The sequence below is a fragment of the Pseudomonas izuensis genome (assembly GCF_002356535.2).
GTDB lineage: Bacteria > Pseudomonadota > Gammaproteobacteria > Pseudomonadales > Pseudomonadaceae > Aquipseudomonas > Aquipseudomonas izuensis.
In genome coordinates this window covers 1,556,328-1,582,672 of record NZ_AP017423.2, presented here as the reverse complement: position 1 = coordinate 1,582,672, position 26,345 = coordinate 1,556,328, and the positions used below count along the sequence as shown (strand labels likewise).

General features: G+C 61.5%; 17 protein-coding genes. 10 read left to right on the top strand and 7 right to left on the bottom strand.

Translation table 11 applies throughout. The features are described from left to right. Positions 1–4: 4 nt before the first annotated feature. On the top strand, positions 5–898 hold the full coding sequence (locus LAB08_RS07170; protein WP_096512871.1) for a DMT family transporter: 894 nt from the start codon (positions 5–7) through the stop codon (positions 896–898). Here LAB08_RS07170 and LAB08_RS07165 read toward each other — a convergent pair. The 4 genes from LAB08_RS07165 to recQ form a co-directional block, all read right to left on the bottom strand. Continuing rightward, positions 892–1,179: an Rdx family protein gene (locus tag LAB08_RS07165; RefSeq protein WP_096512872.1), complete on the bottom strand. Its 288-nt coding sequence runs from the start codon at positions 1,177–1,179 to the stop codon at positions 892–894. The genes LAB08_RS07170 and LAB08_RS07165 overlap by 7 nt on opposite strands. 88 nt (positions 1,180–1,267) lie before the next feature. Further along, complete coding sequence (locus LAB08_RS07160; RefSeq protein WP_096515525.1) at positions 1,268–2,944, bottom strand: motility hub landmark protein FimV; 1,677 nt, start codon at positions 2,942–2,944, stop codon at positions 1,268–1,270. Between the two features lie 127 nt (positions 2,945–3,071). Beyond that, on the bottom strand, positions 3,072–3,506 hold the full coding sequence (locus LAB08_RS07155; RefSeq protein WP_096512873.1) for a MarR family transcriptional regulator: 435 nt from the start codon (positions 3,504–3,506) through the stop codon (positions 3,072–3,074). 119 nt (positions 3,507–3,625) lie between these two features. Beyond that, the gene (gene recQ / locus LAB08_RS07150) at positions 3,626–5,752 is read right to left on the bottom strand and encodes a DNA helicase RecQ (RefSeq protein WP_096512874.1); all 2,127 of its coding nucleotides are present in this window, start codon (positions 5,750–5,752) and stop codon (positions 3,626–3,628) included. A gap of 413 nt (positions 5,753–6,165) precedes the next feature. Here recQ and LAB08_RS07145 point away from each other — a divergent pair, with 413 nt between their 5' ends. The 4 genes from LAB08_RS07145 (at position 6,166) to lapD (ending at position 10,078) form a co-directional block, all read left to right on the top strand. Further along, entirely contained in the window at positions 6,166–6,753 is a 588-nt protein-coding gene (locus LAB08_RS07145; RefSeq protein ID WP_007975277.1) for a UPF0149 family protein, read from the top strand. 10 nt (positions 6,754–6,763) lie between these two features. Then, positions 6,764–7,159, top strand: a complete 396-nt coding sequence (locus LAB08_RS07140) for a YbaN family protein (protein WP_096512876.1) — start codon at positions 6,764–6,766, stop codon at positions 7,157–7,159. 249 nt (positions 7,160–7,408) lie between these two features. Then, positions 7,409–8,116, top strand: a complete 708-nt coding sequence (lapG, locus tag LAB08_RS07135; protein WP_096512877.1) for a cysteine protease LapG — start codon at positions 7,409–7,411, stop codon at positions 8,114–8,116. 21 nt (positions 8,117–8,137) lie between these two features. After that, positions 8,138–10,078 (top strand): cyclic di-GMP receptor LapD, encoded by a 1,941-nt coding sequence (gene lapD / locus LAB08_RS07130; RefSeq protein ID WP_096512878.1) that lies wholly within the window; start codon positions 8,138–8,140, stop codon positions 10,076–10,078. Between the two features lie 135 nt (positions 10,079–10,213). On the opposite strand, the gene LAB08_RS07125 is transcribed toward lapD, so the two are convergent. Continuing rightward, positions 10,214–17,332, bottom strand: a complete 7,119-nt coding sequence (locus LAB08_RS07125; RefSeq protein ID WP_217910641.1) for a retention module-containing protein — start codon at positions 17,330–17,332, stop codon at positions 10,214–10,216. 594 nt (positions 17,333–17,926) lie between these two features. Between LAB08_RS07125 and LAB08_RS07120 the strand changes: the two genes are divergently transcribed. From LAB08_RS07120 to LAB08_RS07110, 3 genes are all read left to right on the top strand, one after another. Beyond that, a complete protein-coding gene (locus LAB08_RS07120) occupies positions 17,927–19,285 on the top strand; it encodes a TolC family outer membrane protein (RefSeq protein WP_096512879.1) in 1,359 nt (452 codons plus the stop codon). A 151-nt stretch (positions 19,286–19,436) separates the two neighbouring features. Beyond that, the gene (locus LAB08_RS07115) at positions 19,437–21,596 is read left to right on the top strand and encodes a type I secretion system permease/ATPase (protein ID WP_096512880.1); all 2,160 of its coding nucleotides are present in this window, start codon (positions 19,437–19,439) and stop codon (positions 21,594–21,596) included. Positions 21,597–21,605: 9 nt separating this feature from the next. Then, positions 21,606–22,973, top strand: a complete 1,368-nt coding sequence (locus LAB08_RS07110; RefSeq protein ID WP_096512881.1) for an HlyD family type I secretion periplasmic adaptor subunit — start codon at positions 21,606–21,608, stop codon at positions 22,971–22,973. Positions 22,974–23,112: 139 nt separating this feature from the next. Here LAB08_RS07110 and LAB08_RS07105 read toward each other — a convergent pair whose 3' ends face one another. Together LAB08_RS07105 and LAB08_RS07100 are read right to left on the bottom strand one after the other, a co-directional pair. Further along, positions 23,113–23,709 carry a tRNA-uridine aminocarboxypropyltransferase gene (locus tag LAB08_RS07105; protein WP_096512882.1) on the bottom strand — a complete coding sequence of 199 codons (597 nt, stop codon included), beginning with the start codon at positions 23,707–23,709 and terminating at the stop codon, positions 23,113–23,115. A gap of 13 nt (positions 23,710–23,722) precedes the next feature. Beyond that, positions 23,723–24,619 carry a LysR family transcriptional regulator gene (locus LAB08_RS07100; RefSeq protein ID WP_096515527.1) on the bottom strand — a complete coding sequence of 299 codons (897 nt, stop codon included), beginning with the start codon at positions 24,617–24,619 and terminating at the stop codon, positions 23,723–23,725. Positions 24,620–24,953: 334 nt separating this feature from the next. Here LAB08_RS07100 and speB point away from each other — a divergent pair, with 334 nt between their 5' ends. Both speB and LAB08_RS07090 read left to right on the top strand, forming a co-directional pair. After that, positions 24,954–25,904 carry an agmatinase gene (gene speB, locus LAB08_RS07095; RefSeq protein ID WP_096512883.1) on the top strand — a complete coding sequence of 317 codons (951 nt, stop codon included), beginning with the start codon at positions 24,954–24,956 and terminating at the stop codon, positions 25,902–25,904. A 9-nt stretch (positions 25,905–25,913) separates the two neighbouring features. Continuing rightward, the gene (locus tag LAB08_RS07090; RefSeq protein WP_096512884.1) at positions 25,914–26,336 is read left to right on the top strand and encodes a YybH family protein; all 423 of its coding nucleotides are present in this window, start codon (positions 25,914–25,916) and stop codon (positions 26,334–26,336) included. The last annotated feature ends 9 nt before the right edge of the window (positions 26,337–26,345 follow it).

Sequence of the window (26,345 nt, the reverse complement as noted above, 5' to 3'; positions counted from 1 at the left end):
TGCCATGACTCCCCGTACCGCCCTTGGCGCCCTGCATATCGGCGCACTGATGTTCGGCCTCACCGGCGTGTTCGGCAAACTCGCAGCCGCTTCACCGGCCATCATCGTCTTTGGCCGAGCGGCATTCGCGGTGTTGGCGCTGGCGTTCTTTGCGCGATTGGCCAGCAACACCCGCTGGCAAAAACTCGAAGCCGTGGATTGGCGCCGCCTGCTGCTCAGCGGCTTGTTGCTGGCAGGGCACTGGGTCAGTTTCTTCATTGCGGTCAAGGTTGCCGGCGTGGCCATCGCGACCCTGGGCTTTGCCAGTTTCCCGGCCTTTACCGTGATCCTCGAAGGGCTGGTTTTCCGCGAGCGGATTCGGACCAATGAAATTTTGCTGGTGGCGCTGGTCAGTGCCGGGCTGGTGTTGGTGACGCCTGATTTCGACCTGGCCAGCGGTGCCACCACCGGCCTGCTCTGGGCGGTGGCGTCCGGCTTGCTGTTCGCCCTGCTGTCGCTGACCAACCGCGCCAGTTCTGCACGCATCCCGCCGGTGCAGGCGGCGCTGTGTCAGAACGTGGTGGTCGCTTTGTGCCTGCTGCCGGTGGCGGCACCGCAATTGAGCGAAGTGCGTCCCATCGACTGGCTGTGGATCGGCCTGCTGGGGGTATTTTGCACCGGCGTTGCCCATAGCCTGTTCGTTGCCAGTCTGGCGGTGATCAAGGCCCGGACCGCCGCCGTGGTCTTCGCCCTGGAGCCGGTTTATGGCATCACCGTGGCCTGGGTGTTGTTCGATGAAAACCCGACCCTGCGCATGCTGCTCGGCGGCGCGCTGATCATCGTCGCGATCGTGGTATCCAGCAGGCTCTCAAGTAGCTCGAGCAAGAAAGCCGTTGCCGCTGAAGCGGCATCTCACTGAGTGCGGTCGTTGTGCCCCAGGTCGCGGTCCGGATCGATCCGGTCGCGAACCCGCTGCTTGAGCACCTTCGCTTCCGGAAAACCGCCGTCGGCCTTGCGCTCCCAGATCTGCACCTCGTCGCAGAAAATGTGAAAAACCCCACCGGTTCCCGGCACCAGGGACACTTTGCCAAGGTCGTCGCCAAACGTACTGAGCAACTCCTGGGCCAGCCAGGCTGCTCGCAGCAGCCACTGGCACTGGGTGCAATAGGTGATGACGATTTCGGGTTTGAGAGTAGTCATGGGGGGTGGAATTCCTGAGGGCAGTAGGCGCCACAATGATAACCAATGCGGGAGCGGGCAAGCCCCGCATTGGGTCGTTGTCGCTATTCTATCGAATACCGGCCAATAGACTCTGGGCCGTCTGCTTCAGCGGCTCATCGCCTTCCTTGAGCAACTCGTTGAGCAGCTCAATAGCGCTGTCCAGGTCGCCGTCATCGATGCAGGTCTGGGCTCGCGCCAGTTTGCCTGCATGACTCGGTTCGACCGGTTCAAGCTCCAGCGATGGATCCGGCTCACTGAATTCGTCAAGAAAGCTGTCACCCAGGGACTGAGAGACCGACTCGACTTCCCAGTCAATTCCGGGTTCGCTCAGCACCGGCTCACTCGATGGTCGGGTTGGCGAGTCTTCGTACGGGCCGGCCAGGTCCCAGCTCGTATCCATCGACAGCTCATCGAGGTTCAAATGGAACTCGTCTCCAGGGATGGCTTGAGGTGCCGCGACGATGGGCGGTGCGATAGTCGTGGCGAGGGCGATCGGTGCGACCAGATCCAGCTTCGGATGGTGCGCCCGTATGCCCTGAAGCTTATGCGTATCAAACCCGGCGTTTCGCAGGCTGGTTTCTTGTGCCTCATAGGCCGCGACGTCACCTTGCTTGCCCAGCACCTCCAACAGTTGCACGCCCACTTCGGTGCGTTGCGGCTCCTTGACCATCGCCTCTCGCAAAAGACTGACGGCTTCGCCATAACGGCCGTAAGTCAGATAGATCGCGACCACTTCCATCACATCGTTTGCAGGCGTCTCTTCAGGATGAGCGTGTGCCGGTCGCAGCACACTAGTGTGCGCCACGGGTTCTACTGCGCGATTGAGCGGTGGTTCATGCCGGGACGGCTGCCCCTCTTCCACTCCGAACGTTGCCTGCCTCTGCTGCCGTTGACGGCGAACCAAAACAGCCAGCAATACCAACGCCACCAATACCAACAATCCGCCGATCAACAGCCAGTCAGGACTGGACGTTTCAACAATGACTGGTGTTGGCGCCACAGCGACCGGGGCGACAGGTTCCGCAGGCGTTTGCCTGATCTCGGCCAATTGGGTTTGCAGCGAAGCCACCTGCTGTTTCTCGACAGCGATCCGCTCTTCCTGAGCCTGAAGCTTCGCATTGAGTTCATCAATGGTGGCCTGTAACTGCTGGTTCTGCAGAGCGCTGGCAGCCAGTTGTTCGGCAAGAGGGTCCGATGTGGGTACGGCAGCAGGTTCTGGCAGCGATTCCCTGGGCGCAGGCGTGGGCGCAACGGCGGGCTGGACGCTCGGAAATGCCGAAGCCGGGCGACTGGACAGCGGTTCATCACCGGCGGGCACAATCCCCGGCGTACCCGGAGGATCGATCAAGACTGTGTATTCTCGCAGCACACGGCCATTGGGCTGGTTGAGCTGCACCAGGAAATTCAGAAAGGGTTCATTGACCGGCTTGTTGGAAGTCACCTGAATCAAGCTGCGGTTGCCCCGCAGGTTCGGTGTGAATTTCAGGTCATTGAGGAAAAATACCCGCTCGACACCCGCGCGGTTGAATTCGTCCGCCGTTGCCAGACTGACCGAAAGTTCGCCCTCCTCCAGACCGGCGGCATCCACCAGGGCAATGTCGGCGCGTAGCGGCTGATTGAGCGCCGAATGCAGGGTGATTTCACCCAGGCCCAACGCCGACGCCAGGGCCGACCAGGTGACAGCAGCACCGGCCAGCAACCCTCTGGCGCAACAACGTACAACGAATAGCCGACTCTCAAGCATGAGCATCCCTTAGATAACCAGAACCACCTTGCACGTGTTCGCACATCCGGTACGAACACGATATTGCGCAGTAGTTCTTATAGTCGGCTAAAAGCGCTATCTCAAAAGTCTGGCCCGGGGTTATGCCTCAAGATTTTTCCAGGTTCGCCAGAATGTGCCCGTGAACCCGCATGCAGACCTTCAAATCCTCCTCATCGACGCCTTCGAACAATTCGTGGCGCAGTTGGTTGGCGATGGTTTCAATTTGTTCGATCAGAGGGCGCGCCGGAGCACACAGGACAATTTTCTTCGCACGACGGTCTTCCAGAACCGATTGACGTTGCACCAGCCCCTGGCTCTCCAGACTGTCGAGCAGCCGGGCCAGGGTAGGTCCCTCGACGCCGACGCTTTGCGCCAGCTCTCGTTGGGTCGGGGCTTCGTCGAAACGCGCCAGGTGCAACAGCACCAGCCAGCGTGCCTGGGACAGTCCAAGGCCAGCCAGACGGCGGTCCAGTTCGGCACGCCAGCCACGCGACATCTGGGCCAGTTGCATGCCAAAGCGGTGTTGTTCGGTTAACGGCATAAAACACTCATGGTTAGACTGAAATAGAGAAAAACTAATTATTAGTCAGCTAAGCATGAGCCTCGATTTGAGGCAAGGCTTGTTCTGTACTGAATCGTTACATCAGTGAATCCAGTCACTTAAATCTCGAATTCGGACTGTAGCGCCGCCCGGACACAGTACAAAACACCCTCCGGCACTCGACCCGCAAACAGGGCGGAAATCTCCGACACGGGCGGTAGCTCACCCTCTCCATCGAGAAACGCATCCTGAACTTCGCCCATCAAGTCCTCGGGCAGATCCAGCGCCTGTTCCAGGGACAACTGCTGCTTGCCAATGGCTTCGGCGAGCATGGTGTAGACGTTCTTTTCCGAGCATTGCAGCTGGCCGGCGATCTGCATCGGTGTCATGCCGGCTCGCGCCAGGGTGATCAGCTCGTGGCGCACATCGGCCACCGGCTTCGGTGCCTCGACCTGACCGCCGAGGACTTCGAGGAAGGCCTCGCCATAACGTTCCAGCTTGCGGGCGCCGACACCGCTGACCCTGGCCATTTCCGCCAGCGAGGTCGGTTGGCTGCGCAGCATTTCCAGCAAGGTCGAGTCAGGGAAGATGACGTACGGCGGCACGCCATGCTCTTCGGCGAGTTTGCGACGCAGGGCGCGCAAGGCTTCCCATTGTTCGCGCTCTTCGCCACGGACCAGTTGGCTGGCCTGGCTCTTGCTGGTTTTCACGGTGGTTTGCGCCTTGAGGTCGCGGCGCAGCTCCAGGGTCACTTCCCCCTTGAGCAGCGGCCGGCACGTGTCGCTCAGGCGCAGGCCGCCGTAGCCCTCATGATCAACGTCGGCCAGGCCACGGGCCACCAACTGGCGGAACAGCGAGCGCCATTCGCTTTCGCCAAGCGCCTTGCCAACACCGTATACCGACAGATGCTGATGTCCGAAGCTGCGTACCTTTTCGTTATCCTTGCCCAGCAGCACATCCACGAGATGGCCCACACCGTAGCGCTGACCGGTGCGGAAGATCGCCGATAACGCCTGACGTGCTGGCTCGGTGGCATCCCAGGTTTGCACGCCATCAATGCAGTTGTCGCAGTGGCCACAGGGCTGCGGCATGTCTTCGTCGAAATAGGCCAGCAGGGTCTGGCGGCGGCAGCGGGTCTCTTCGCACAACGAAAGCATCGCGTCGAGCTTGTGCTGTTCCAGGCGCTTGTGACGTTCGTCACCCTCGGAGTTCTGCAGCATCTGCTTGAGCATCACCACATCTTGCAGGCCGTAAGCCATCCAGGCATCCGCCGGCAGACCGTCACGGCCGCCGCGCCCGGTTTCCTGGTAATAGGCCTCAAGGGACTTCGGCAAATCCAGGTGTGCGACGAAACGCACGTTGGGTTTGTCGATGCCCATGCCGAAGGCTACGGTGGCGACCATGATCAGGCCTTCCTCGTTGAGGAAGCGCTTCTGATGATAGGCGCGCAAATCGTTGGGCAGGCCGGCGTGGTACGGCAGCGCCGGGAAGCCCTGTTCGGTGAGGAACGCAGCGACTTCCTCGACTTTCTTGCGCGACAGGCAATAGACGATGCCGGCATCGCTGCGCCGCTCGGCGAGGAACGCCAGCAGTTGTTTGCGCGGCTGTTCCTTGGGCACGATGCGGTAAAAAATGTTCGGCCGATCAAAGCTCGACAGAAAACGCTCGGCGTTTTGCAGGTGCAGTCGAGTGACGATTTCCTCGCGGGTGCGTTTGTCCGCGGTTGCGGTCAGGGCGATACGCGGCACGTCGGGAAACATTTCCGCCAACTGGCCCAGTTGCAGGTATTCCGGGCGGAAGTCGTGGCCCCACTGTGACACGCAGTGTGCTTCGTCGATGGCGAACAGGGCGATGTTCAGCCCTTGCAGAAAGGCCAGCATGCGCGGCTGGACCAGGCGTTCCGGCGCAAGGTAAAGCATTTTCACCTCACCGCGCCGAATGCGGGCCGCCAGATCGCGTTGTTGCTCGGCGCTGAGGGTGGAGTTCAATGCAGCGGCGGCCACACCGAGCTCTTCGAGGGTGGCGACCTGATCGTCCATCAAGGCGATCAGCGGCGACACCACCACCGCCAGGCCTTCGCGCAACAGCGCAGGCACCTGGAAGCACAGGGATTTGCCGCCACCGGTAGGCATCAGAACCAGGGCATCGCCGCCACTGGCCACGCGCTCAATGATTGCACCCTGACGGCCACGGAAACTGTCGTAGCCGAAGATGTCCTTGAGGACGCGTTGAGCCTGTTCGAGCATAAAAACTCCAAAAATCACCGAAACATCCCTGCCAAGGCTGGTGCAGAACGCGCAATGCTGCACCGACAAATCGTAAGTGCGCATTGCATGACGCTTCACATTTCAGCCATGACGCCAGCAGGGCATCACAAAACGCGCGAGTATACCCGAGCCCCGTCCGGCAAAGGGCGCCGCTGAGAAGACACCTGAATGCCATTACCATGCAAAACCTGTGGGAGCGAGCCTGCTCGCGAAAGCGGTGGGTCAGTAAACATTGATATTGAATGTAATGCCGCCTTCGCGAGCAGGCTCGCTCCCACAAGGATTACGGTGTTGTGCAAGGCCACAAGGGGGCAAATATGCCGCGCGGCTGGCCCAAGCGCTCAAGAAGGCCTAGAATTCCCGCATCGAATATTCCCCAAGGTAGCCCTTTAATGTCCTTCGCTGAGCAACTAACCCGCCTGCAAGTCTTCCTCGACGCCGATGAACTGCATGACGAGGCGCTGGACTACGTGGCCGCCCACGGCTACCTCACCGCCCTGTCGATCTGTTCCGAAGTCGTACCCGATCGTGAGTGGATCGACGCTTTGTTCGCCGAAGAGCCACATTACAGCGGCGAAGCCCAGCGCGAAGAGATCGAAGCCACGCTGATCGGCCTCAAGGCCCACATCGCCCGTCAACTGGCTTCGGATGAAGAGTTCGAGCTGCCATGCGACCTGGATCTGGGCGACGACCCCGATGACTCCGAACTGCGCGGCTGGTGCATCGGTTTCATGGAAGGCGTGTTCCTGCGCGAAGAAGCCTGGTTCGAAACCGCCGAAGACGAAGTCAGCGAAATGCTGCTGCCGATCATGGTTGGTTCGGGCCTGTTCGACGAGCAACCGGAGTTCTCCGACATTGCCGCCGACGCCAATCTGATGGACGACATGATCGTGCAGATCCCGGAAGCCCTGACTGCGCTGTACCTGCTGTGCAACGCACCAGACGAAAAGCCGGCGATCCTCAAGCCTCGCCACCACTAAGGTCCGGCCTATGGACAACCCCATAGGCAACCGCCCCCTGATGTTGCGCTACATGCTGCTGGCCATCGGCTGGCTGAGCGTAGCGCTGGGGGTGATCGGGATTTTCCTGCCGGTGTTGCCCACCACGCCTTTCCTGTTGCTGGCGGCCGCCTGTTTCGCCCGCAGCTCGCCACGCTTCTATCAATGGCTGGTCGATCATCCACGGCTCGGCCCATGGATTCGCGACTACCTCGACGGCAACGGCATTCCGCTCAAGGGCAAGGTCTACGCCATCGGCTTGATGTGGGCGAGCATTCTGTTTTCCTGCTATCTGGTGCCAATGCCCTGGGCACGCGGGTTCATGCTGACCAGTGCGGTGTTGGTGACGGTTTACATCCTTCGGCAGAAGACCCTGCGCACACCCTGATTGCCGACCTTTGAAAGGGGGGCATATCCATTTCTACGACCCCTACTCAAGGTATTGGGAACACGCGAACCTGTAGGAGCCGGCTTGCTGGCGAATGCGTTGTATCAGGTACTGCATTGTTGAGTGGACTGCCGCTTTCGCCAGCAAGCCGGCTCCTACAGGGGGACGCATACTTGTTCGCCGACGACCAGCCCTCCCCCACACCAAACACCACCTAGACTTCACAACTCTGCATCCGAGCCGCCCGCCATGCCCCGCAGTCCGCGTAGTCCAGGATGGCCAACGCCCCGGCTTCGGTTCGGCGGCTGGCTGCTGCTGAGCGGTTTTCTGCTGAGCATGCTTGGCAGTGCCTGGGCCGACTGGGATTTTGCGCAGATCCTGCTGGCCGCCGAACATCACTACGGCACCCTCGACCCGGCGCGGGGACGAATCGAGGCCTGGGGTCGAATGCTGCATGACGAACGCAATGCACCCGTGCAAGAACAGCTGGATGCGGTCAATCGCTTCTTCAATCAGCAACTGAGTTTTCAGGACGACACGCGCATCTGGCATCAAACCGATTACTGGGCCACGCCCGTCGAGTCCCTGAGCAAGGGGGCCGCCGACTGCGAGGACTACGCCCTGGCGAAATATTTCAGCTTGCGCCATCTCGGGATTCCCAGCGAAAAGCTGCGCATCACCTACGTCAAGGCGCTGACCCAGAACCAGGCGCATATGGTGCTAACGTTCTATAGCAGTCCCAGCGCCGACCCGCTGGTGCTCGACAACCTGATCGGCGACATCCGCCCGGCTTCGCAACGCAAAGACCTGCTGCCGGTGTACGCCTTCAATGCCGAGGGCCTGTACCTGCCGGGGAGCAATGGCGGCAAACGCAGCAGCGACTCGAAAAAGTTGTCGCGCTGGCAAGATGTATTGCAAAAGATGCAGACTGAAGGCTTCGCCGTAGGTGATGGTTGAAGCTGCCGCAAGGAGCGCTCCATGAAACTGCGCAACCAATTGTTTCTCGCCATATGCCTGTTCCTGCTGGTGGCCTTCAGCGGCAGCTTTTTTGTCAGTCTGGAAAGCTCACGCGAACAGATGCTCGGTCAGTTGCGCTCCCACGCCCAGGACGCAGCCACGGCACTGGGTCTGTCGCTGACCGCGCAGATCGATGATCCGGCGATGATGGAACTGATGGTCAGTTCAATTTTTGACAGTGGCTACTTCAGCAGCATTCGCATCATCGACGTCGAGGGTGAACAGGTGCTGGTGGAGCGCAACGCACCGGCACGGATCGAGGGCGTGCCAGGCTGGTTTGTCAGTCTGGTCAATCTGCATCATCAGGGCGGTGACGCGTTGATCATGCGCGGCTGGGAACAGGCGGCACGGGTCGAAGTGCTCAGTAATCCGCAATTTGCCCTGGCCAAACTCTGGGACAGTACCCTCGGCAGCCTGATCTGGCTGGTCGTGTGCGGATTACTCAGCGCCGTGTTCGGGGGTTGGCTGTTACGTCGGCAACTCCGTCCACTCGAAAGTTTGGTCAAGCAGGCCGAAGCCATCAGTAAACGCGAGTTCCTGAGCCTGCCGAAACTGCCCCGCACACCGGAATTGAAACGCGTCGTGCTGGCAATGAACCAGATGGTCGAGAAGCTCAAGGCGTTGTTCACTGAAGAGGCGGCGCGCAGTGAAAAGCTGCGCAGCGAATCCTATCAGGACAGCCTGACCGGGCTGGCCAACCGACGCTTGCTGGATGAACAACTGGCAGACCACTTGCTGGTCGCCGAGCAACATTGCGACGGTCATTTGCTGATGTTGCGGATCAATGACTTGACCGGTCTCAATCAACGCCTGGGCGGACAACGCACCGATGCGTTGATCGGCACGGTCGGCGAACTGCTCAAGCGTCTGACCCAACTGCCTGAACGACGCACCTGGCTGGCGGCGCGCAACCGCGGAGGCGAATTCAGTCTGCTGACGCAGGGTCTGAGTACCGAGGACGCCGCACGCCTCGCCGCCGAAATCAGTGCCACCCTGGAAAACCTGCGTCAGACCGGTGCGAGTGACTGCATGCCAGTTGCGCATCTGGGTATCGTCGCCTACCACCCCGGTGAACCGGCCAGCGAGGTGCTCATGCGACTTGATCAGGCGCTGACCCAGGCTCGACAACACCCCGAGCGCCCCTGGGTACAACTGAGCCACGTCGAGACCCCACCGAACCTGTCCCAATACGATTGGCGCAGCTGGATCGACGACGCCCTGACCCAAGGTCAGTTAGTGCTGTATTTTCAGCCGGTAGTGCAATGTGCCGACACCAGTGAAGTGCTGCACCACAAAGTCCTGGCACGCCTGCTCGATCCGCAGGGCCAGGCGATTGCTGCCGGACATTTCCTGCCGTGGATCGAGCGTCTCGGCTGGTCCGCGCGTTTCGACCTGGCCATGCTCGAAGCGACCCTCGAATACCTTGCCGTCAATCGCTGGCCGTTGGCACTGAGCCTGTCCGGCAGCACCTTGCGCGATCAGCCGCAGCTGCAACTGATCCTCGACATGCTCGAATCACTGCCGGAACTGGCACCGTTGCTGACCCTGGAAATCGATGAACGCCAACTGCCGCCTCCCGAGGAGCTGCAGCGATTGAGCCATAGCCTGCTCGACACCGGCTACCGCATCGGCCTGCAGCATTTCGGAGGCAGCTTCAGCCAGATCGGTAACCTCACCCAATTGGGCCTGGCGTATCTGAAAATCGATGGTGCCTACATCCGGCATATCGATGAACAACAGGATAAACGGCTGTTTATCGAGGCGATCTTCAGGGCCACCAACAACATTGATTTGCCATTGATTGCAGAAATGGTCGAGACCCAGGGAGAGCTGGAGACGATCAAGGCGTTGGGGGTATTCGGGGTGATGGGCAGATTGATCGGGCCGCCGGAGCCGATGTGAATAACTCCATGTAACCCTGTGGGAGCGAGCCTGCTCGCGAAAGCGGTGGCTCAGTCAACATCACTGTTGAATGTGAGTCCGCATTCGCGAGCAGGCTCGCTCCCACAGGGGATTTGTGTGAACCAGGCCTTCAGATCACACGGTATCCACCTTCAACGAATGATCATTGAGCATGCCGTTGATGATGGTTGCCGAGTCTGCACCGGAGATCACCCCGCCCGCCCCTGGCGTGACGCCGTAATGGCTGGCCAGGTTGACGCCGGCCAGGTCGATGGTCTGGTTCGGTGCCGCGCCGGCCATGGCGCTGACGTCGATGCTGGTCACCAGTGATGCACCGCTGCCACTGACGGTGAAGTGCAGGTAGTCATCCAGCGAGGCCGCCGTGCCGTTTTCCCCTTGCAGCAGTTGCGACAGGTCGAGTTTGTCGGTGCCCGGCGTGAAGTCGGTGATCACGTCATGGCCGCTGTTGCCCTTGAGCCACTGGAAGGTGTCGGCGCCGCTGCCGCCGGTCAGGGTGTTGTTGCCCAGGCCACCGATCAGCAAGTCGTCCCCGCCGCCGCCATTGAGCACGTCGTTGCCCAGGCCGCCGGTGATGATGTTGCTGTTGTTGTCACCGGTCAGGTTGTCGTTGTAGTTCGAACCCACGAGATTCTCGATGCCCGTCAGGGTGTCGGTGCCGGCACCGAAGGTATTCTGCGCCCCGGTCAGCCCCAGATTGACCGTGACGCCAGCCGTGGCATGGGCATAGCTGGCGGTATCGTTGCCTGAGCCGCCGTCGAGCAGGTCATTGCCCGGCCCGCTGAACAGCAAGTCATTGCCGGCACCGCCGTGCAACTCGTTGTTGCCGGTGCCGGCGATGAGGATGTCGTTGCCGTCACCGGCATTGAGGATGTTGTCGCCGCTGCCCGCCACCAGCGTGTCGTTGCCGGCGGTCCCGGTGAGGGTGTGCCCATCCTGGTAGCTGATCGTCACGTTGGCGCTGTCACTGCCGCCATGGCTGTCGCTGGCGGTGTAGGTGCCGTGGTAGTCCGGGGTGATGTCATGCGCACCGGAGTAGTCGAGTTTCATCGTCAGCTGGTAGCTTTCCGAGTTGTTGACGCCGCTGCCACTGGTGTTGGTGATGTTGGTGACGTGGATCTGGTACACGCCGTCCGACGCCGCCGTGATGGTCTGGCCATCGGCGAGCGCAATCCAGGCGCCGCCGTTGATGGAGTACTCCATGGTGATATGGCCGGCGGCCAGGTTGTGGTCCAGGTTGAGGGTCTCGCCCTGTTTGAGGTTGACGGTGATACGGTCCTCATCGTTGGTATTGGCCGCGGTGACCGGCCCCAGATAACCACTGATCACCAGCAATGCCGTCATCGTGGCGGTATTGGCCGCGAATGCACCGCGCACATCGGCCAGGTTCTGGTTGCTCGGTTTGACACCGCTGCCGGAGAAGTTGATCGCACCGGTACCGGTGAAGTCCGCGCCTTTGGCCAACCAGCCCGTAGTGAAGGTGGTTGGCGATGCGTTAAGCGAATCGCCATCAGGATCGGTGTCATTGGCCAGCAGCAACTCGCCCGGCACCGTTATGTTGCCCGAGAGCACGTTGGTGATGATGTGATCATCGGTGGCCACCGGTGGCGCATTCGGAATGACTTTGACTACCAGGCTCGAACTGGCGAGATCGCCATCGTTGTCGCTGACGGTGAAGCCGATGTTTTCGGTGAACACCACCGAGGTGGTTTTCTGCGATACGTAACTGTATTCGCCCGTATCGAGGTTCACCACCAGGGTGCCTTTGTTGTCGGTGGCGATGCTCAAGGTGTTGTTGATGGTGTTGAAGGTGCCATGGTTGGCGCCGCCGCTGAAGTTCAGCGAACCCTGGTTGCTGTTGCCTTTCGGGTCATAGGTGTAAGTGGTGCCGTCGACGGTGATGGTTTTGACGAAGCCGCCATCGGCCCCGAACGTACCGCCCTCGCCCAGCAACGAACCGGTGACAGGCACACCGATAACGGTGCCCGAGAGCACCGAGTTGAGCTGCCCGAGGTCGGTGACGATCACCGCGTTGGTATTGGTGCCTGCGCCGGTACCGTCATAGGCCAGCGGATCGAGGGCATCGTTGTCGACGCCTTTACCCAGGCCGATCGCGTAGCTCTTGATCTGATTCTCGGTGAGGAAATCTTTCCAGTTCGCCTCGTCCCCTCCGCCAATGGAGCCTTCGTTGGGTTTGCCGTCGGAGAAGAAATAGCCGACGTTCTGTGCCCCTGTCAGTTTGCCGTTGGTGTTGAACGCGTCTTGCGCCACAGCCACCGCCGCGTCGTAGTTGGTACCGCCGCCCGCCGACAGGCCGGAGATGATCGACTTGGCCGTGGCCACATCCACCCATACCGAGGTTTTGTCGGTGGCGTTGCTGCTGAACGTCACGATCTGCACTTTGACATCGCCAAGGTCGTCGTACTTGTCGAGCAATGCACTGATCGCCTGCTTGGCCAGCTCCAGCCGCGAGAGGCCCGGTACACCCGATGAGTCGGCCATGCTGCCGGACACGTCAATGATCAGCAGCAGGTTGGAGTCGATCTCGACCGCTGACACCGACCGCTCCGAGGCCACGGCTTTGGGCACGTCATCGACGATGTTCACCACGATGGTGCTGGTGGTGCTGTTGCCCAGCGCATCGGTGGCTTTGTAGGTAAAGCTTTCGCTCAGGGTGTTCGGACCATCGTTGGCGCCCGGCGCGGTTTTCGGCGCCGAGGTCAGGGTGTAGGTGTAGGTGCCATCGGGGTTGAGCAGGATCTGCCCATACGTTCCGGTGGCGCTGCCGACCAGGGTGTAGGTGATCGCCCCGACAGCCCCGGTCACCGAGCCGACCAGCGTGCCGCTGGCGGTTTCGCCGGTGCTGCCCGGCTGGCTGCCGATGACGCTGCCGGCGGCCAGGTCCTGGCCGTCCTTGTTCAGGTCGAGGGCTTTTTCGTACACGGTGACGTCGCTGTCGCTGACGGCTTTCAGGCAACTGTTGTACACGTCGATGGTGATGGTGGTGGTGCTCTCGTCGCCATCGGCATCGCGCACGGTGTAGGTGAAAACGTCGGTCGCCCCGGGGCCGCTCACGCTGTTCGGGTTGCTGTGATAGACCGCGTTGCCGTGGGCATCGAGGGTCAGGTAGCCGTAGGTGCCGTTGATCTGGCTGTTCAAGCCGCCGATGGCCGAGGTCGAGGTGTCCGAACCGGCGCGCACGCCCACCACCGCGCCACTGGCCGCCGGGCCGTCGGCGCCGCTGATGTCGTTGTCCAGCACGTTGCCGCTGACGGTGCCGCCTTCTACCACGGAATCGTGATCCGCCTTGGCAGTCGGCACGTCATCGACGATGTTCACCACGATGGTGCTGGTGACGGTGTTGCCCAGGGCGTCGGTGGCCTGATAGGTGAAACTTTCATGGGTGACATTGGCGCCATCGTTGGCGTGGGGGGTCGTGCTCGGTGGTGACGTCAGGGTGTAGGTGTAGGTGCCGTTCGGGTTGAGGTGGATTTGCCCGTACGTTCCGGTGGCGCTGCCGACCAGGGTGTAGGTGATCGCCCCGACAGCCCCGGTCACCGAGCCGACCAGCGTGCCGCTGGCGGTTTCGCCGGTGCTGCCCGGCTGGCTGCCGATGACGCTGCCGGCGGCCAGGTCCTGGCCGTCCTTGTTCAGGTCGAGGGCTTTTTCGTACACGGTGACGTCGCTGTCGCTGACGGCTTTCAGGCAACTGTTGTACACGTCGATGGTGATGGTGGTGGTGCTCTCGTCGCCATCGGCATCGCGCACGGTGTAGGTGAAAACGTCGGTCGCCCCGGGGCCGCTCACGCTGTTCGGGTTGCTGTGATAGACCGCGTTGCCGTGGGCATCGAGGGTCAGGTAGCCGTAGGTGCCGTTGATCTGGCTGTTCAAGCCGCCGATGGCCGAGGTCGAGGTGTCCGAACCGGCGCGCACGCCCACCACCGCGCCACTGGCCGCCGGGCCGTCGGCGCCGCCGATGTCGTTGTCCAGCACGTTGCCGCTGACGGTGCCGCCTTCTACCACGGAATCGTGATCCGCCTTGGCAGTCGGCACGTCATCGACGATGTTCACCACGATGGTGCTGGTGACGGTGTTGCCCAGGGAATCGGTGGCCTGATAGGTGAAACTTTCATGGGTGACGTTGGCGCCGTCATTGGCGTGCGGCGTCGTGCTCGGTGGTGACGTCAGGGTGTAGGTGTAGGTGCCGTTCGGGTTGAGGTGAATTTGCCCGTACGTTCCGGTGGCGCTGCCGACCAGGGTGTAGGTGATCGCCCCGACAGCCCCGGTCACCGAGCCGACCAGCGTGCCACTGGCGGTTTCACCGGTGCTGCCCGGCTGGCTGCCGATGACGCTGCCGGCGGCCAGGTCCTGGCCGTCCTTGTTCAGGTCCAGGGCTTTTTCGTACACGGTGACGTCGCTGTCGCTGACCGCTTTCAGGCAACTGTTGTACACGTCGATGGTGATGGTGGTGGTGCTCTCGTCGCCATCGGCATCGCGCACGGTGTAGGTGAAAACGTCGGTCGCCCCGGGGCCGCTCACGCTGTTCGGGTTGCTGTGATAGACCGCGTTGCCGTGGGCATCGAGGGTCAGGTAGCCGTAGGTGCCGTTGATCTGGCTGTTCAAGCCGCCGATGGCCGAGGTCGAGGTGTCCGAACCGGCGCGCACGCCCACCACCGCGCCACTGGCCGCCGGGCCGTCGGCGCCGCCGATGTCGTTGTCCAGCACGTTGCCGCTGACGGTGCCGCCTTCTACCACGGAATCGTGATCCGCCTTGGCGGTCGGTACGTCATCGACGATGTTCACCACGATGGTGCTGGTGACGGTGTTGCCCAGGGAATCGGTGGCCTGATAGGTGAAACTTTCATGGGTGACGTTGGCGCCGTCATTGGCGTGCGGCGTCGTGCTCGGTGGTGACGTCAGGGTGTAGGTGTAGGTGCCGTTCGGGTTGAGGTGAATTTGCCCGTACGTTCCGGTGGCGCTGCCGACCAGGGTGTAGGTGATCGCCCCGACAGCCCCGGTGACCGAGCCGACCAGCGTGCCGCTGGCGGTTTCGCCGGTGCTGCCCGGCTGGCTGCCGATGACGCTGCCGGCGGCCAGGTCCTGGCCGTCCTTGTTCAGGTCCAGGGCTTTTTCGTACACGGTGACGTCGCTGTCGCTGACGGCTTTCAGGCCGCTGTTGTACACGTCGATCGTAATGGTCGTGGTGCTTTCATCACCATCGGCATCGCGCACGGTGTAGGTGAAAACGTCGGTCGCGCCGGGGCCGCTCACGCTGTTCGGGTTGCTGTGATAGACCGCATTGCCGTGGGCATCGAGGGTCAGGTAGCCGTAGGTGCCGTTGATCTGGCTGTTCAAGCCGCCGATGGCCGAGGTCGAGGTGTCCGAACCGGCGCGCACGCCCACCACCGCGCCACTGGCCGCCGGGCCGTCGGCGCCGCCGATGTCGTTGTCCAGCACGTTGCCGCTGACCGTACCGCCCTCCTGCACGGAGTCGGCGTCGGGTTTGGCGGTCGGCAAATCGTCGACGATGTTGACGTTGATTTGCCCGGTGGCGGTGCTGCCATCGGTGTCGGTGGCAACGACATTGAAGTGCTCGGTGAGGCTGTTGGCGCCATTGGCGTTCGGATGCGCTTCGTTATCCACCAGGGTGTAGCTGTAGCTGACCACGCCGGTCGCCGGGTTATAGCCGGTGATGGTAAAGGTGCTGCCCAAGGGGGTGGTGATGGTTTGCGGAAAACCTGCGGCCACGCCACCGCTGACCACGGTGATGCCACCCACGGTCAGGGTTTGCAGGCCATCCAGCGCGCTGACGGTGAAGGTACCGCTCTGGGTCAGGGCCGGGGCATTGGGGCTGGTGCCGTCGCTGAGGTTCTTTTCATAGACCGTCAGTTCGCCGCCCTGCGCATCGAGGCCATTGAGGGTCACGCCATCGTCGTTGTTGTGAATGTTCAGTATCAGGTGGGCGGTGCTGGTGTCGCCGTCGGCATCGGTGAGGGTGTAGGTGAAATTTTCGGTGCCGCTGCCGCCGCCATGCAGCGCTTTGAAATCGGCATCGCTGGTGTTCAGGGTGTAGGTGTAGGTGCCGTTGGCATTGAGCACCAGGGTGCCGTAGGTACCGACGAACGTGCCGGGGGTGATCGGGCCGCTGCTCGGGCCGACCGGCACGCGGTCCGCGCCTTGCACATCGTTGGTCAGCACGTTGCCATTGAGGACAAGGTGAGTTTCCGATGCCGTGCCATTGTGGTCGTCGTACGCTTTGGGCACATCATCGGTGATGTTGACGTCCAGTGAACCGGTGGCGGTGTCGCCATTGCTGTCGCCAGCCACCACGGTGAAGTGTTCGCTGAGGGTGGTGCCGTCACCGGATGTATGGGGCTCGTTGCCGTTGAGGGTGTAGCTGTAACTAACCACGCCCGTGGCCGGGTTGTAACCGGTGATGGTCAGGGTACTACCCAGCGGCGTGGTGATTGACTGCGGGAAGCCTGCGGCGATACCGCCGCTGATGACGCTGATCCCGCCGATGCTCAGGTTGTTCAGCCCGTCGAGCGCCGTGATGGTGAACGTGCCGTTCTGGGTCAATGCCGCGGGATTGCTGGCCGAGCCACCGGCGAGATTGGCTTCGTTGACGGTCAGTTCGCCCCCCGCCACCGACAGCCCGTTGAGGGTCACCGGGTTGTTCACGGCAGGCGTGATCACTGGCGCCGGGGTGTCATCCCCAGTGTTGATAGCGGCATCGTGCCGCTCTTCGGGAAGTTCGGGAATGCCATTGAAACCGGCTGTAGGGAAGCCGATGATCGGATCGACCCGCCCGCCCACTTCCTCAAGCAATACAAAACTGTGGCCGCCGCCCAGTGCGCCACCGCCAGGCCCGGTCGAACCCGGCCCGGCCGCCGTGGCTTCGGCGGTCTGCGTCGGGTCATCACCGGCAGCAATGGCTTTTTGCAGTTGCTCGACATCGCTCAGTTGCGTCTGGCTCGGCGTCACCGCTTCGGCCGTGTTGACGTGGGGCGATTCATGGGCGAGCAACTGAGCGTTCATTTGCAGGCTGCTGCCCCGTCCGAGGGTCAGCTCCTTGCCATTTTCCAGATGCACCGCCACGGCACCTTCGGCCCCGGTATTGAGTTGTTCACCGGCGAACAATCGGTCGCCCTCGATCAGAACGCGACGAGTGCCGTCGCCCGCCACTGCGAACACCTGACCGATGACCTTACTGACGATACCGATGAGCGTAGCCATGTGCATCTCCTCCGCTGCCAACATGCTGTCGGCACTTTTTTGTTGCGAAGAACATGCTCATGGATGGCTCAAACGGGTTGCCCGGCGGATCGTCTACCGGTCAGCGGGGTTACTTGAGTAAGCCGCTGCCCTGGCGACGATCTCGCCCGGCGTGTTGCCCGCAGGTCACGTAGCGGTTTGAAGTAATCCCTTTGCAATCAATGGCATTGGAATCCAAATCACAAACAGGTGCCCTGCAAGCGAAGCGTAACGGTCCTGAACCACCAGTGTGACAAAAAACCGTCACTCAATTCCGCTACACATCCCTCCCCTCCAGCACTTCTCCGCCCTATGTCGATAAGTGAATCGAAACTTTTCACGAGCCCGAATGAGCGCCCTAAAGCTCATAAATCAAGGGCTTCGCCAGTGAACAATGTGCTGGATTTTGCAGAGCGCATAAGTTTTTTTCGGCATAACCGCTATGAAAAATTCTTCTTAGCTTGTCCCCAGAATGTTCTTAGCTCTGATGTTAAAAGCATGAAACGGTTTACCTATAAAAGTCGTCAAATAATTGGCGACTGATAAAGCACCATCAGGAATCAGGGAGATACATCCATGCGCCGATTAAGCCCCCTCTGCACTGCCGTTTTACTGGCCATGGCCTGGACCTCTCAGGCTCATTCCATGTCATTGACCGAAGCGATCCAGAGCACTATTGCGACCCACCCTGAACTGGCGTCGCGGGTGGACAGCCGTCTGTCGGCTGATGAGGACGTGAAGGTCGCCAAGGGGGGCTTTTATCCATCGGTTGACCTGAATGCCGCCTACGGGCGCGGGTACAGCGATAACACCAATACCCGGGCGTTCGGCGATCACCACACGTCGATCCTCAACTACACCCAGTCGGAACTGCGCCTGCGCCAGATGCTCTTCGATGGCTTCAATACTGCCAATGAAGTCGAGCGCACCAAAGGCGTGGTCAACTCCCGGGCCTATTACGCCCAGGGCACCGCCCAGGATCTGGCCCTGCGCACCATCGAGGTCTACCTCGAAGTGCTCAAGCGCCGTGAACTGGTGACACTGGCCAAGAACAACCTGCAAGCCCACTTGCGAGTCAACGACCAGATCGGCCTGCGCACCCAACGCGGTATCGGCAGTAATGCCGACGCCGACCAGTCCACCGCTCGCCGGGCACTGGCGGAGAACAACCTCGACACCGCCGAAGTGGACCTGGCGGATGCGGAAGCCAATTTTGCCGCTGTCGTAGGTCGCCTGCCCGATGAACTGGAAGCCCCGCCTTCGACGCGAGGCGAACTGCCGGCCACCCTGCTGGAAGCCCAGCAAAGCATGGTGGAAAACAACCCCTACCTGAAGTCCGCGCAGGCCGACGTGCAATCGGCCGAGAGCCAGTACGAGGTCGCCAAGTCGCCGTTCTACCCACGCTTCGACGCCGAAGCCGCCGTAGGCGCCAACAACAATATTCAGGGCGACAAGGGCCATGACAACGAATGGCGAGTCGGCGTGGTGATGAACTACAACCTGTTCCGTGGCGGCAGCGACAAGGCTCGCCTGCAATCCGACGCGCACAAGATCAATCAGGCAATGGACATCCGCAACAATGCCCTGCGCCAGCTCAACGAAAACATCCACCTGGCCTGGAACGCCATGGTCAACGCCAAGAAGCAGACCCCGACCGCCCGTGAATACGCCGATACCAGTAAACGTGTGCGCATGGCCTATCAGGATCAATTCGGCCTCGGCCAACGCACCCTGCTCGACTTGCTGGACAGTGAAAACGAACTCTACAACGCCAACCGCCGCTACACCGAAGTGCGCTACACCGAGGAGTTTTCGATGTACCGGGTCCTGGCCAACATGGGCCAGCTGTTGAGCAAACAGCGGGTTGTATTGCCTGCCGATGCGATTGCCCAGGCCGAAGTCAAAAGTGAAGCTCGTCTGCCGGAACTCAAATAGGGCCCTCTGTAGGAGCGAGCCTGCTCGCGATGATCGTTAATGATGACGCGGGAAGCCTGACACCCCGCGGCGCTCTCAGGTTCATCGTCGGAACGCCGCCCGGAGCAAGCTCGCTCCTACAGTCAGTTGTGCAAATACGGGAGCGATCAATGTGACCAGCATGGAACCCGGCAACACTGGTGTCGATCCGCGCCTGAGCTTCGATGACCCGCTGCTGGACGGTCTGTTGATCCTCTGCAAACTCCATGGCGCGACGGTCAGTCGTGCCAGCCTCAGTGCCGGGCTGCCAATGGCACACCAACGCCTGAGCCTGGACCTGCTGCCCCGCGCAGCGGCCCGGGCCGGTTTGCAGGCGCGCCTGTTGCGCCGCGACCTCAAGGACATCTCCCCGCTCAACCTGCCGGTGCTGCTGTTGCTGAACAACGGCCGTACAGCGGTGCTACGCCGCATCGGCGATGACGGCAAGGTGCTGATCCTGCCCAGCGAAGCCGACGGCGGCGAACAGTGGATCAGCCCTGAAGAACTTGCAGAGCATTACTCTGGCCAGACCCTGTTCGCCCGGCCACGGCATGAACTCGAAGACCTGCGCTCACCCTTGGTGCCGCGGGTGCAGGCCTGGTTTCGCGACACCCTGAAGCTGTCGAAATGGCTGTACAGCGACGCGATCCTCGCCAGTTTCCTGATCAACCTGCTGGGCCTGATGGTGCCGCTGTTCGTGATGCAGACCTACGACCGCGTGGTGCCGAACCAGGCCACATCGACCCTGTGGGTGTTGTCCATCGGCTTGCTGATCGGCACCGTTTTCGAATTGGTACTGCGCGTGGTGCGCGCGCATTTGCTGGACACCGCCGGGAAGAAAACCGACGTGATCCTGTCGGCGACCTTGTTCGAACGCATCACCGGCATGGCGATGAAAGCGCGTCCGGCGACCATCGGCGGTTTTGCCCAGAGCATTCATGACTTCCAGGGCCTGCGCGAATTTCTCACCGCTGTGACCCTCACCAGCCTGATCGACCTGCCCTTCGCCTTGCTGATGCTGCTGGTGATCGGCCTGCTCGGCGGCTGGCTGGTGGTGATACCGGTCCTGGCGTTCCCGATCACGATCATTTTCGCCATGGTGATCCAGGCACGCCTGCGCGACACCGTGCAAAAAAGCCTGACCCTGGGGGCTGAACGCCAGGCCCTGCTGATCGAAACCCTCGGCGGCCTGGAAACCCTCAAGGCCTGCAGCGCCGAAAGCGAACGCCAGCACAAATGGGAAAGCACCCACGGCGCCCTTACCCGCCTCGACAGCCACGCACGCAACCTGGCAGCGCTGGCCACCAACGGCACGCTGTTCATCCAGCAATTTTCCGGGATGGCAACCATCGTCGCCGGGGTCTACAGCATCATCGCCGGCAACCTGAGCGTCGGCGCACTGGTCGCGACCTACATGCTCGGCAGCCGGGTACTGGCGCCGCTGGGGCAAATCGCCGGGTTGATCACCCGTTACCAGCAAGCGCAACTGACCATGAAAAGCACCGATGCGCTGATGTCGCTGCCCCAGGAAAGGGATGCCCGGCAACGGCCACTGGAACGTACGCAACTGCAAGGCGCGCTGGATGTGGTCGGCGTGACGTTCCACTACAACGGCCAGAGTGCACCGGCGCTGGCCAATGTCGGCTTCAGCGTGAAACCCGGCGAACGGATCGGCATCATCGGTCGTAGCGGCTCGGGCAAAAGTACCCTCGCGCGACTGATGATGGGCTTCTACGAACCTGCCGAAGGGCAGTTGCTGCTCGATGGCCTGGATCTGCGACAACTGGACGTCGCCGACCTGCGCCATCAGATCGGTTATGTCGCCCACGACCTGCCACTGCTGGCCGGCAGCCTGCGCGACAACCTGACCCTCGGTGCGCGCTACATCAGCGATGCGCGCATGCTCGAAGTGGCGGAACTGACCGGCGTCACCGAACTGGCCCGACAACACCCGCAAGGCTTCGACCGGCCCGTCGGCGAGCGCGGGCAATTGCTGTCCGGCGGTCAACGCCAGGCCGTGCTGCTGGCCCGGGCGCTGTTGCTGGACCCGCCGATCATGCTGCTGGACGAACCCACCAGCGCCATGGACAACAGCAGCGAAGACGTTCTGCGGCAAAAGCTCCACGGCTGGGTCCAGGGCAAAACCGTGCTGCTGGTGACCCACCGTACCTCGATGCTCAGCCTGGTGGATCGGTTGGTGGTGCTGGACAACGGGCGGATCGTCGCCGACGGACCGAAAGAAGCGGTCATCGATGCACTGCGCAAGGGCCGTGTCGGCTCGGCGGCGGTCTAGGAGTTGCCCATGTCTGCGGATCTGCCTGTAACGTCGAAAGAGCGTGGCTACTTCAACAGCTTTTCAAAAAGCGCTGAAGTCGAATTCATGCCGGAAACCGCCGGCGCTTCATTGCAAGACTCGCCACGCTGGTCGCGGATCACGGTGTGGCTGGCGGCGGCGCTGCTGATCAGCGCACTGGTCTGGGCCAGGTTCGCCGTGTTGCAGGAAGTCACCATGGGCGAAGGCAAGGCCATTCCATCGAGCAAGGTGCAGGTGATCCAGAACCTCGAGGGCGGCATCGTCACCGAGATCTTCGTGCGCGAAGGGCAAATGGTGAACAAGGGCGACACCCTGTTGCGCCTGGATGACACGCGCTACCTGTCGAACAAGGGCGAAAGCGAGGCCGATCGTTATGCACTGACCGCGCAGGTCGAACGGTTGTCGGCGGAAGCCGAAGGCCGCCCCTTCAAACTGTCGGAAGAAGTGATCGCCAAGGCCCCGCAAGTGGCCGAGGACGAACGCTCGCTGTACGAACAACGGCAACGTCGACTGGCCAGCGAACAACGCACACTGACCGAACAACTGCGGCAAAAAACCCAGGAGCTGGCGGAGTTCCGCTCCAAGGCGGGGCAATACGGTTCAAGCCTGGCCCTGGTCAACCAGGAGATGGCCATGTCCGAGCCACTGGTCAAGACCGGTGCCGTGTCACCGGTGGAGATCCTGCGCCTCAGACGCAGCGCCGTGGAAATCCGCGGCTCGCTGAACGCCACCACCCTGGCGATTCCCCGGGCGGAATCGGCGATGGCCGAGATCAAGAGCAAGATCGACGAGTCGGAACAGACCTTCCGCTCGGAGGCGGCCAAGGAGCTGAATGAGAAACGCACCGACCTGTCGAAAATCACCGCATCGAGCATCGCCATCGACGACCGCGTGACCCGCACCACGGTGATGTCGCCGGTCAAGGGCATCATCAAGGTACTGAAGGTCAACACCATTGGCGGCGTGGTCCAGCCGGGCAGCGACATGGTGGAAATCGTGCCCCTGGAAGACAACCTGCTGATCGAGGCCAAGGTGCGGCCACAGGACGTCGCCTTCCTGCATCCGGGGCAGAAAGCCATGGTCAAGTTCAGTGCCTACGACTACACGATCTATGGCGGCTTGAGTGCCAAGCTTGAACTGATCGGTGCCGACACCATCACCGATGAGAAGGGCAACAGCTTCTACCTGATCCAGGTGCGCACTGATAAAAACCATTTGGGCGGGGATGTGAAACCCTTGCTGATCATTCCGGGGATGGTGGCGACGGTGGACATCATTACCGGGGAGAAGACGGTGCTGGATTACCTGCTTAAACCGGTGCTCAAGGCGCGGACTGAGGCGATGCGGGAAAGGTAGTTTCTTTCAGGGATTTTTGGTGATTGTTCTGCCGCTTTCGCGAGCAGGCTCGCTCCCACAAGGGACCGCATTTCTACTGGAAGAACCCGGTCAACTGTGGGAGCGAGCCTGCTCGCGAAGAGGCCAGTGCAGACAACGACTATTTCGGCCCATGATTACGCTGAAAAACCTCCTCCCCCATCGCCGCAATCTGCCCCTCGATCAACGCCTCGAACGGCTTCAACAACGGCTCGAATGAAGCCGGCGCTTCAAGCACCTGCAACGCCTGCACAATCGCCTCCACCGTCGACAGCGCTCCCGGCCCCGGTGCCTTGCGCAGCCGATAACGGGACACGCCGCCCTCGGCCAGGGCCACTCGGGGCAATGCCGCCAGCAGCGGGTTCAAGTGCAGCATCTTGCGCGCCTTGCGCCAGGTGCCGTCCGGCACCACCAGCAGCAACGGATCATCGGATGCGCTGTAAGCCTGCATCGGCTGCGCATCGTCGGCGGGAAACAACAACCGCGCCTGATAACCCGGTTGATTCAACAGCCTCGGCAAGTCCTCGAACACCTCGCCGACGATCAACTCGGCATTTTTCAAGCCCAGCGCCGCCAGCCGCGCGGTGTTCAGCGCATGGTTCACCTCGCTCGGATGTTGCAACAGCAACAGCCGGGTGCGGCTGTCGAGGCTGGGGATCAGTGGGCACAGGCAATGGCTTTGCGGACGCAGGCAGCGCGGGCATTGAATTCTGGACATCGATTTTATTCCCTCAGGCAGCCTGATTCAGTTGCGCCTTGAGCAGATCGCGGAACGTCTGGATCAACGGCTCGCGGCTGCGGCCCCGACGCACGATCATCGAGAATGGAGCCTGATACCCGAAAGTCGCCGGCAACAGCACACGCAAGTCGCCCTTGTCGGCCCAGGCCTGGGCATAGTGCTCCGGCAAGTAGCCGATGTAGGCGCCGGACAGCACCAGGATCAGCTGCGCCTCCATACTCTCCACCGTCGCGGCGCTGTGCTTGAAGCCATGGCGAGCCAGTTCGGCCTGGCTCCAGTAGCCGCGACCGACCATGCGCTGCTGGGTGATGACCTGCTCGGGAATGCGCCGCTCGTTGAACAGCGGATGCCGCGTGCTGCAATACAGCCAGTGCTGCTCGCGGTACAGCGGCATGTACACCAGGCCGCTCATGCGCGTGGAAAACGCGCCGATGGCCAGGTCGAGACGGTTGTCCTGCACGCCCAGTTGCAGTTCATAGGGGCTCATCACCGACAAATGCAAATGCACCGCCGGGTGTTCCTGGCTGTAGGCGCCGATGGCTTCGGCGAACGGCAAGGCCTTGTCACTGACGGTGGAGTCGATCACCCCCAGGTTCAACGTGCCGCGCAATTCGCCCTTGAGCGCGGCGGCGTATTGTTCGAACCCTTCCAACTCGCCCAGCAGACGCAGGGTTTCCTGATGGAACAACTCGCCCTTGCTGGTCAGGCTGAAACCACCACGGCCGCGATGGCACAGCACCAGGCCCAGCGCCGACTCGAGCTGGCTCATGTAGGTGCTGATGGCTGACGTCGAGAGGTTGAGCTCTTGTTGGGCGTTGGCGAATCCCTGATGACGCACCACGCTGACGAAGATGCGCAATAGTTTCAGGTCGGGTAAAGCGTTGGCCATGGGATCTGCGAACTCCGCTCGATGCAAGGTCAGTCTGGTGGCAACCATTCGGCCGCCTTCGCTGGCAAGCCAGCTCCTACAGATGATGCTGTGCACGACCCAAAACCTGTAGGAGCTGGCTTGCCAGCGAAAAGGCCATTCGACACACCACATCAGCTGCGGAGTGAAGTCTAATCCTCCCCGGACCATTAGTTTAGAAAAATCTGAACTAAGTATTTGCCCGTAGCGATTCTTCCCGGCCACTACATTTCGCAGAATCGGCTCAAAGCGGCGCCCGTACCTTCCGTGAACGGCGTGCCTGCATAAATAAAACAACGACGATGAGGCCTTACCCGTGGAAAAGATTCTTCACCAACCACTGGGCGGCAACGAAATGCCGCGTTTCGGCGGCATCGCCACCATGCTGCGACTCCCCCATGTTCCTACCGCTGCCGGCCTGGACGCTGCCTTCGTAGGCGTGCCCCTGGACATCGGTACTTCCCTGCGCCCTGGCACCCGTTTCGGGCCGCGTGATATCCGCGCCGAATCGGTGATGATCCGCCCGTACAACATGGCCACCGGTGCTGCTCCGTTCGACTCGCTGTCGGTTGCCGACATCGGCGACGTGGCGATCAACACCTTCAACCTGCTGGATGCCGTACGGATCATCGAAGAGTCCTACGACAACATCCTCGAACACGATGTGATCCCGCTGACCCTGGGCGGCGACCACACCATCACCCTGCCGATCCTGCGTGCCATCCATAAAAAGCACGGCAAGGTCGGCCTGGTGCACATCGATGCCCACGCCGATGTGAACGATCACATGTTCGGCGAGAAAATCGCCCACGGCACCACCTTCCGTCGCGCCGTCGAAGAAGGCCTGATCGATCCGGACCGCGTTGTGCAAATCGGTCTGCGCGCCCAGGGCTACACCGCTGACGACTTCAACTGGAGCCGCAACCAGGGCTTCCGTGTGGTCCAGGCCGAAGAGTGCTGGCACAAGTCCCTGGAACCGCTGATGGCCGAAGTTCGCGAGAAAGTCGGTGGCGGTCCGGTGTACCTGAGCTTCGACATCGACGGTATCGACCCGGCCTGGGCGCCTGGCACCGGCACCCCGGAAATCGGCGGCTTGACCACCATTCAGGCCATCGAGATCGTTCGCGGCTGCCAAGGCCTCGACCTGATCGGTTGCGATCTGGTAGAAGTCTCGCCCGCTTATGACACCACCGGCAACACCTCGCTGCTGGCCGCCAACCTGCTGTACGAAATGCTCTGCGTACTGCCTGGCGTAGTCCACCGCTGAGGATTGGTCATGACCGAACGCGATCAGGTCTTGAAAGCGGCCGCCGATCTGGTGTCCGCCTTCGCCCGCAACGATCGCGAAGCCTACTTCGGCGCGTTCAGCGCCGATGCCAGCTTCGTTTTCTACACCCTCGAACAGCCACTGCTGTCGCGCGATGCCTACCAGGCCTTGTGGGACAGCTGGCGTGCCGAGGACGGCTTCGAAGTGCTGTCATGCACCTCGAGCAACGCCTTCGTCAGCCTGCAGGGTGATGTAGCGATTTTTATCCATGACGTGGCCACCGAGCTGCGCATGCAAGGGGAGCAACACTTCAGCCAGGAGCGCGAGACGATTGTTTTCAAGAAACAAGCGTCTGGCCAAGAACAACAAGGCCTATGGCTGGCCTGCCACGAACATTTGTCCGCGATGCCGGAAGGGCTGCCAACCCCTTAGCCAACACGG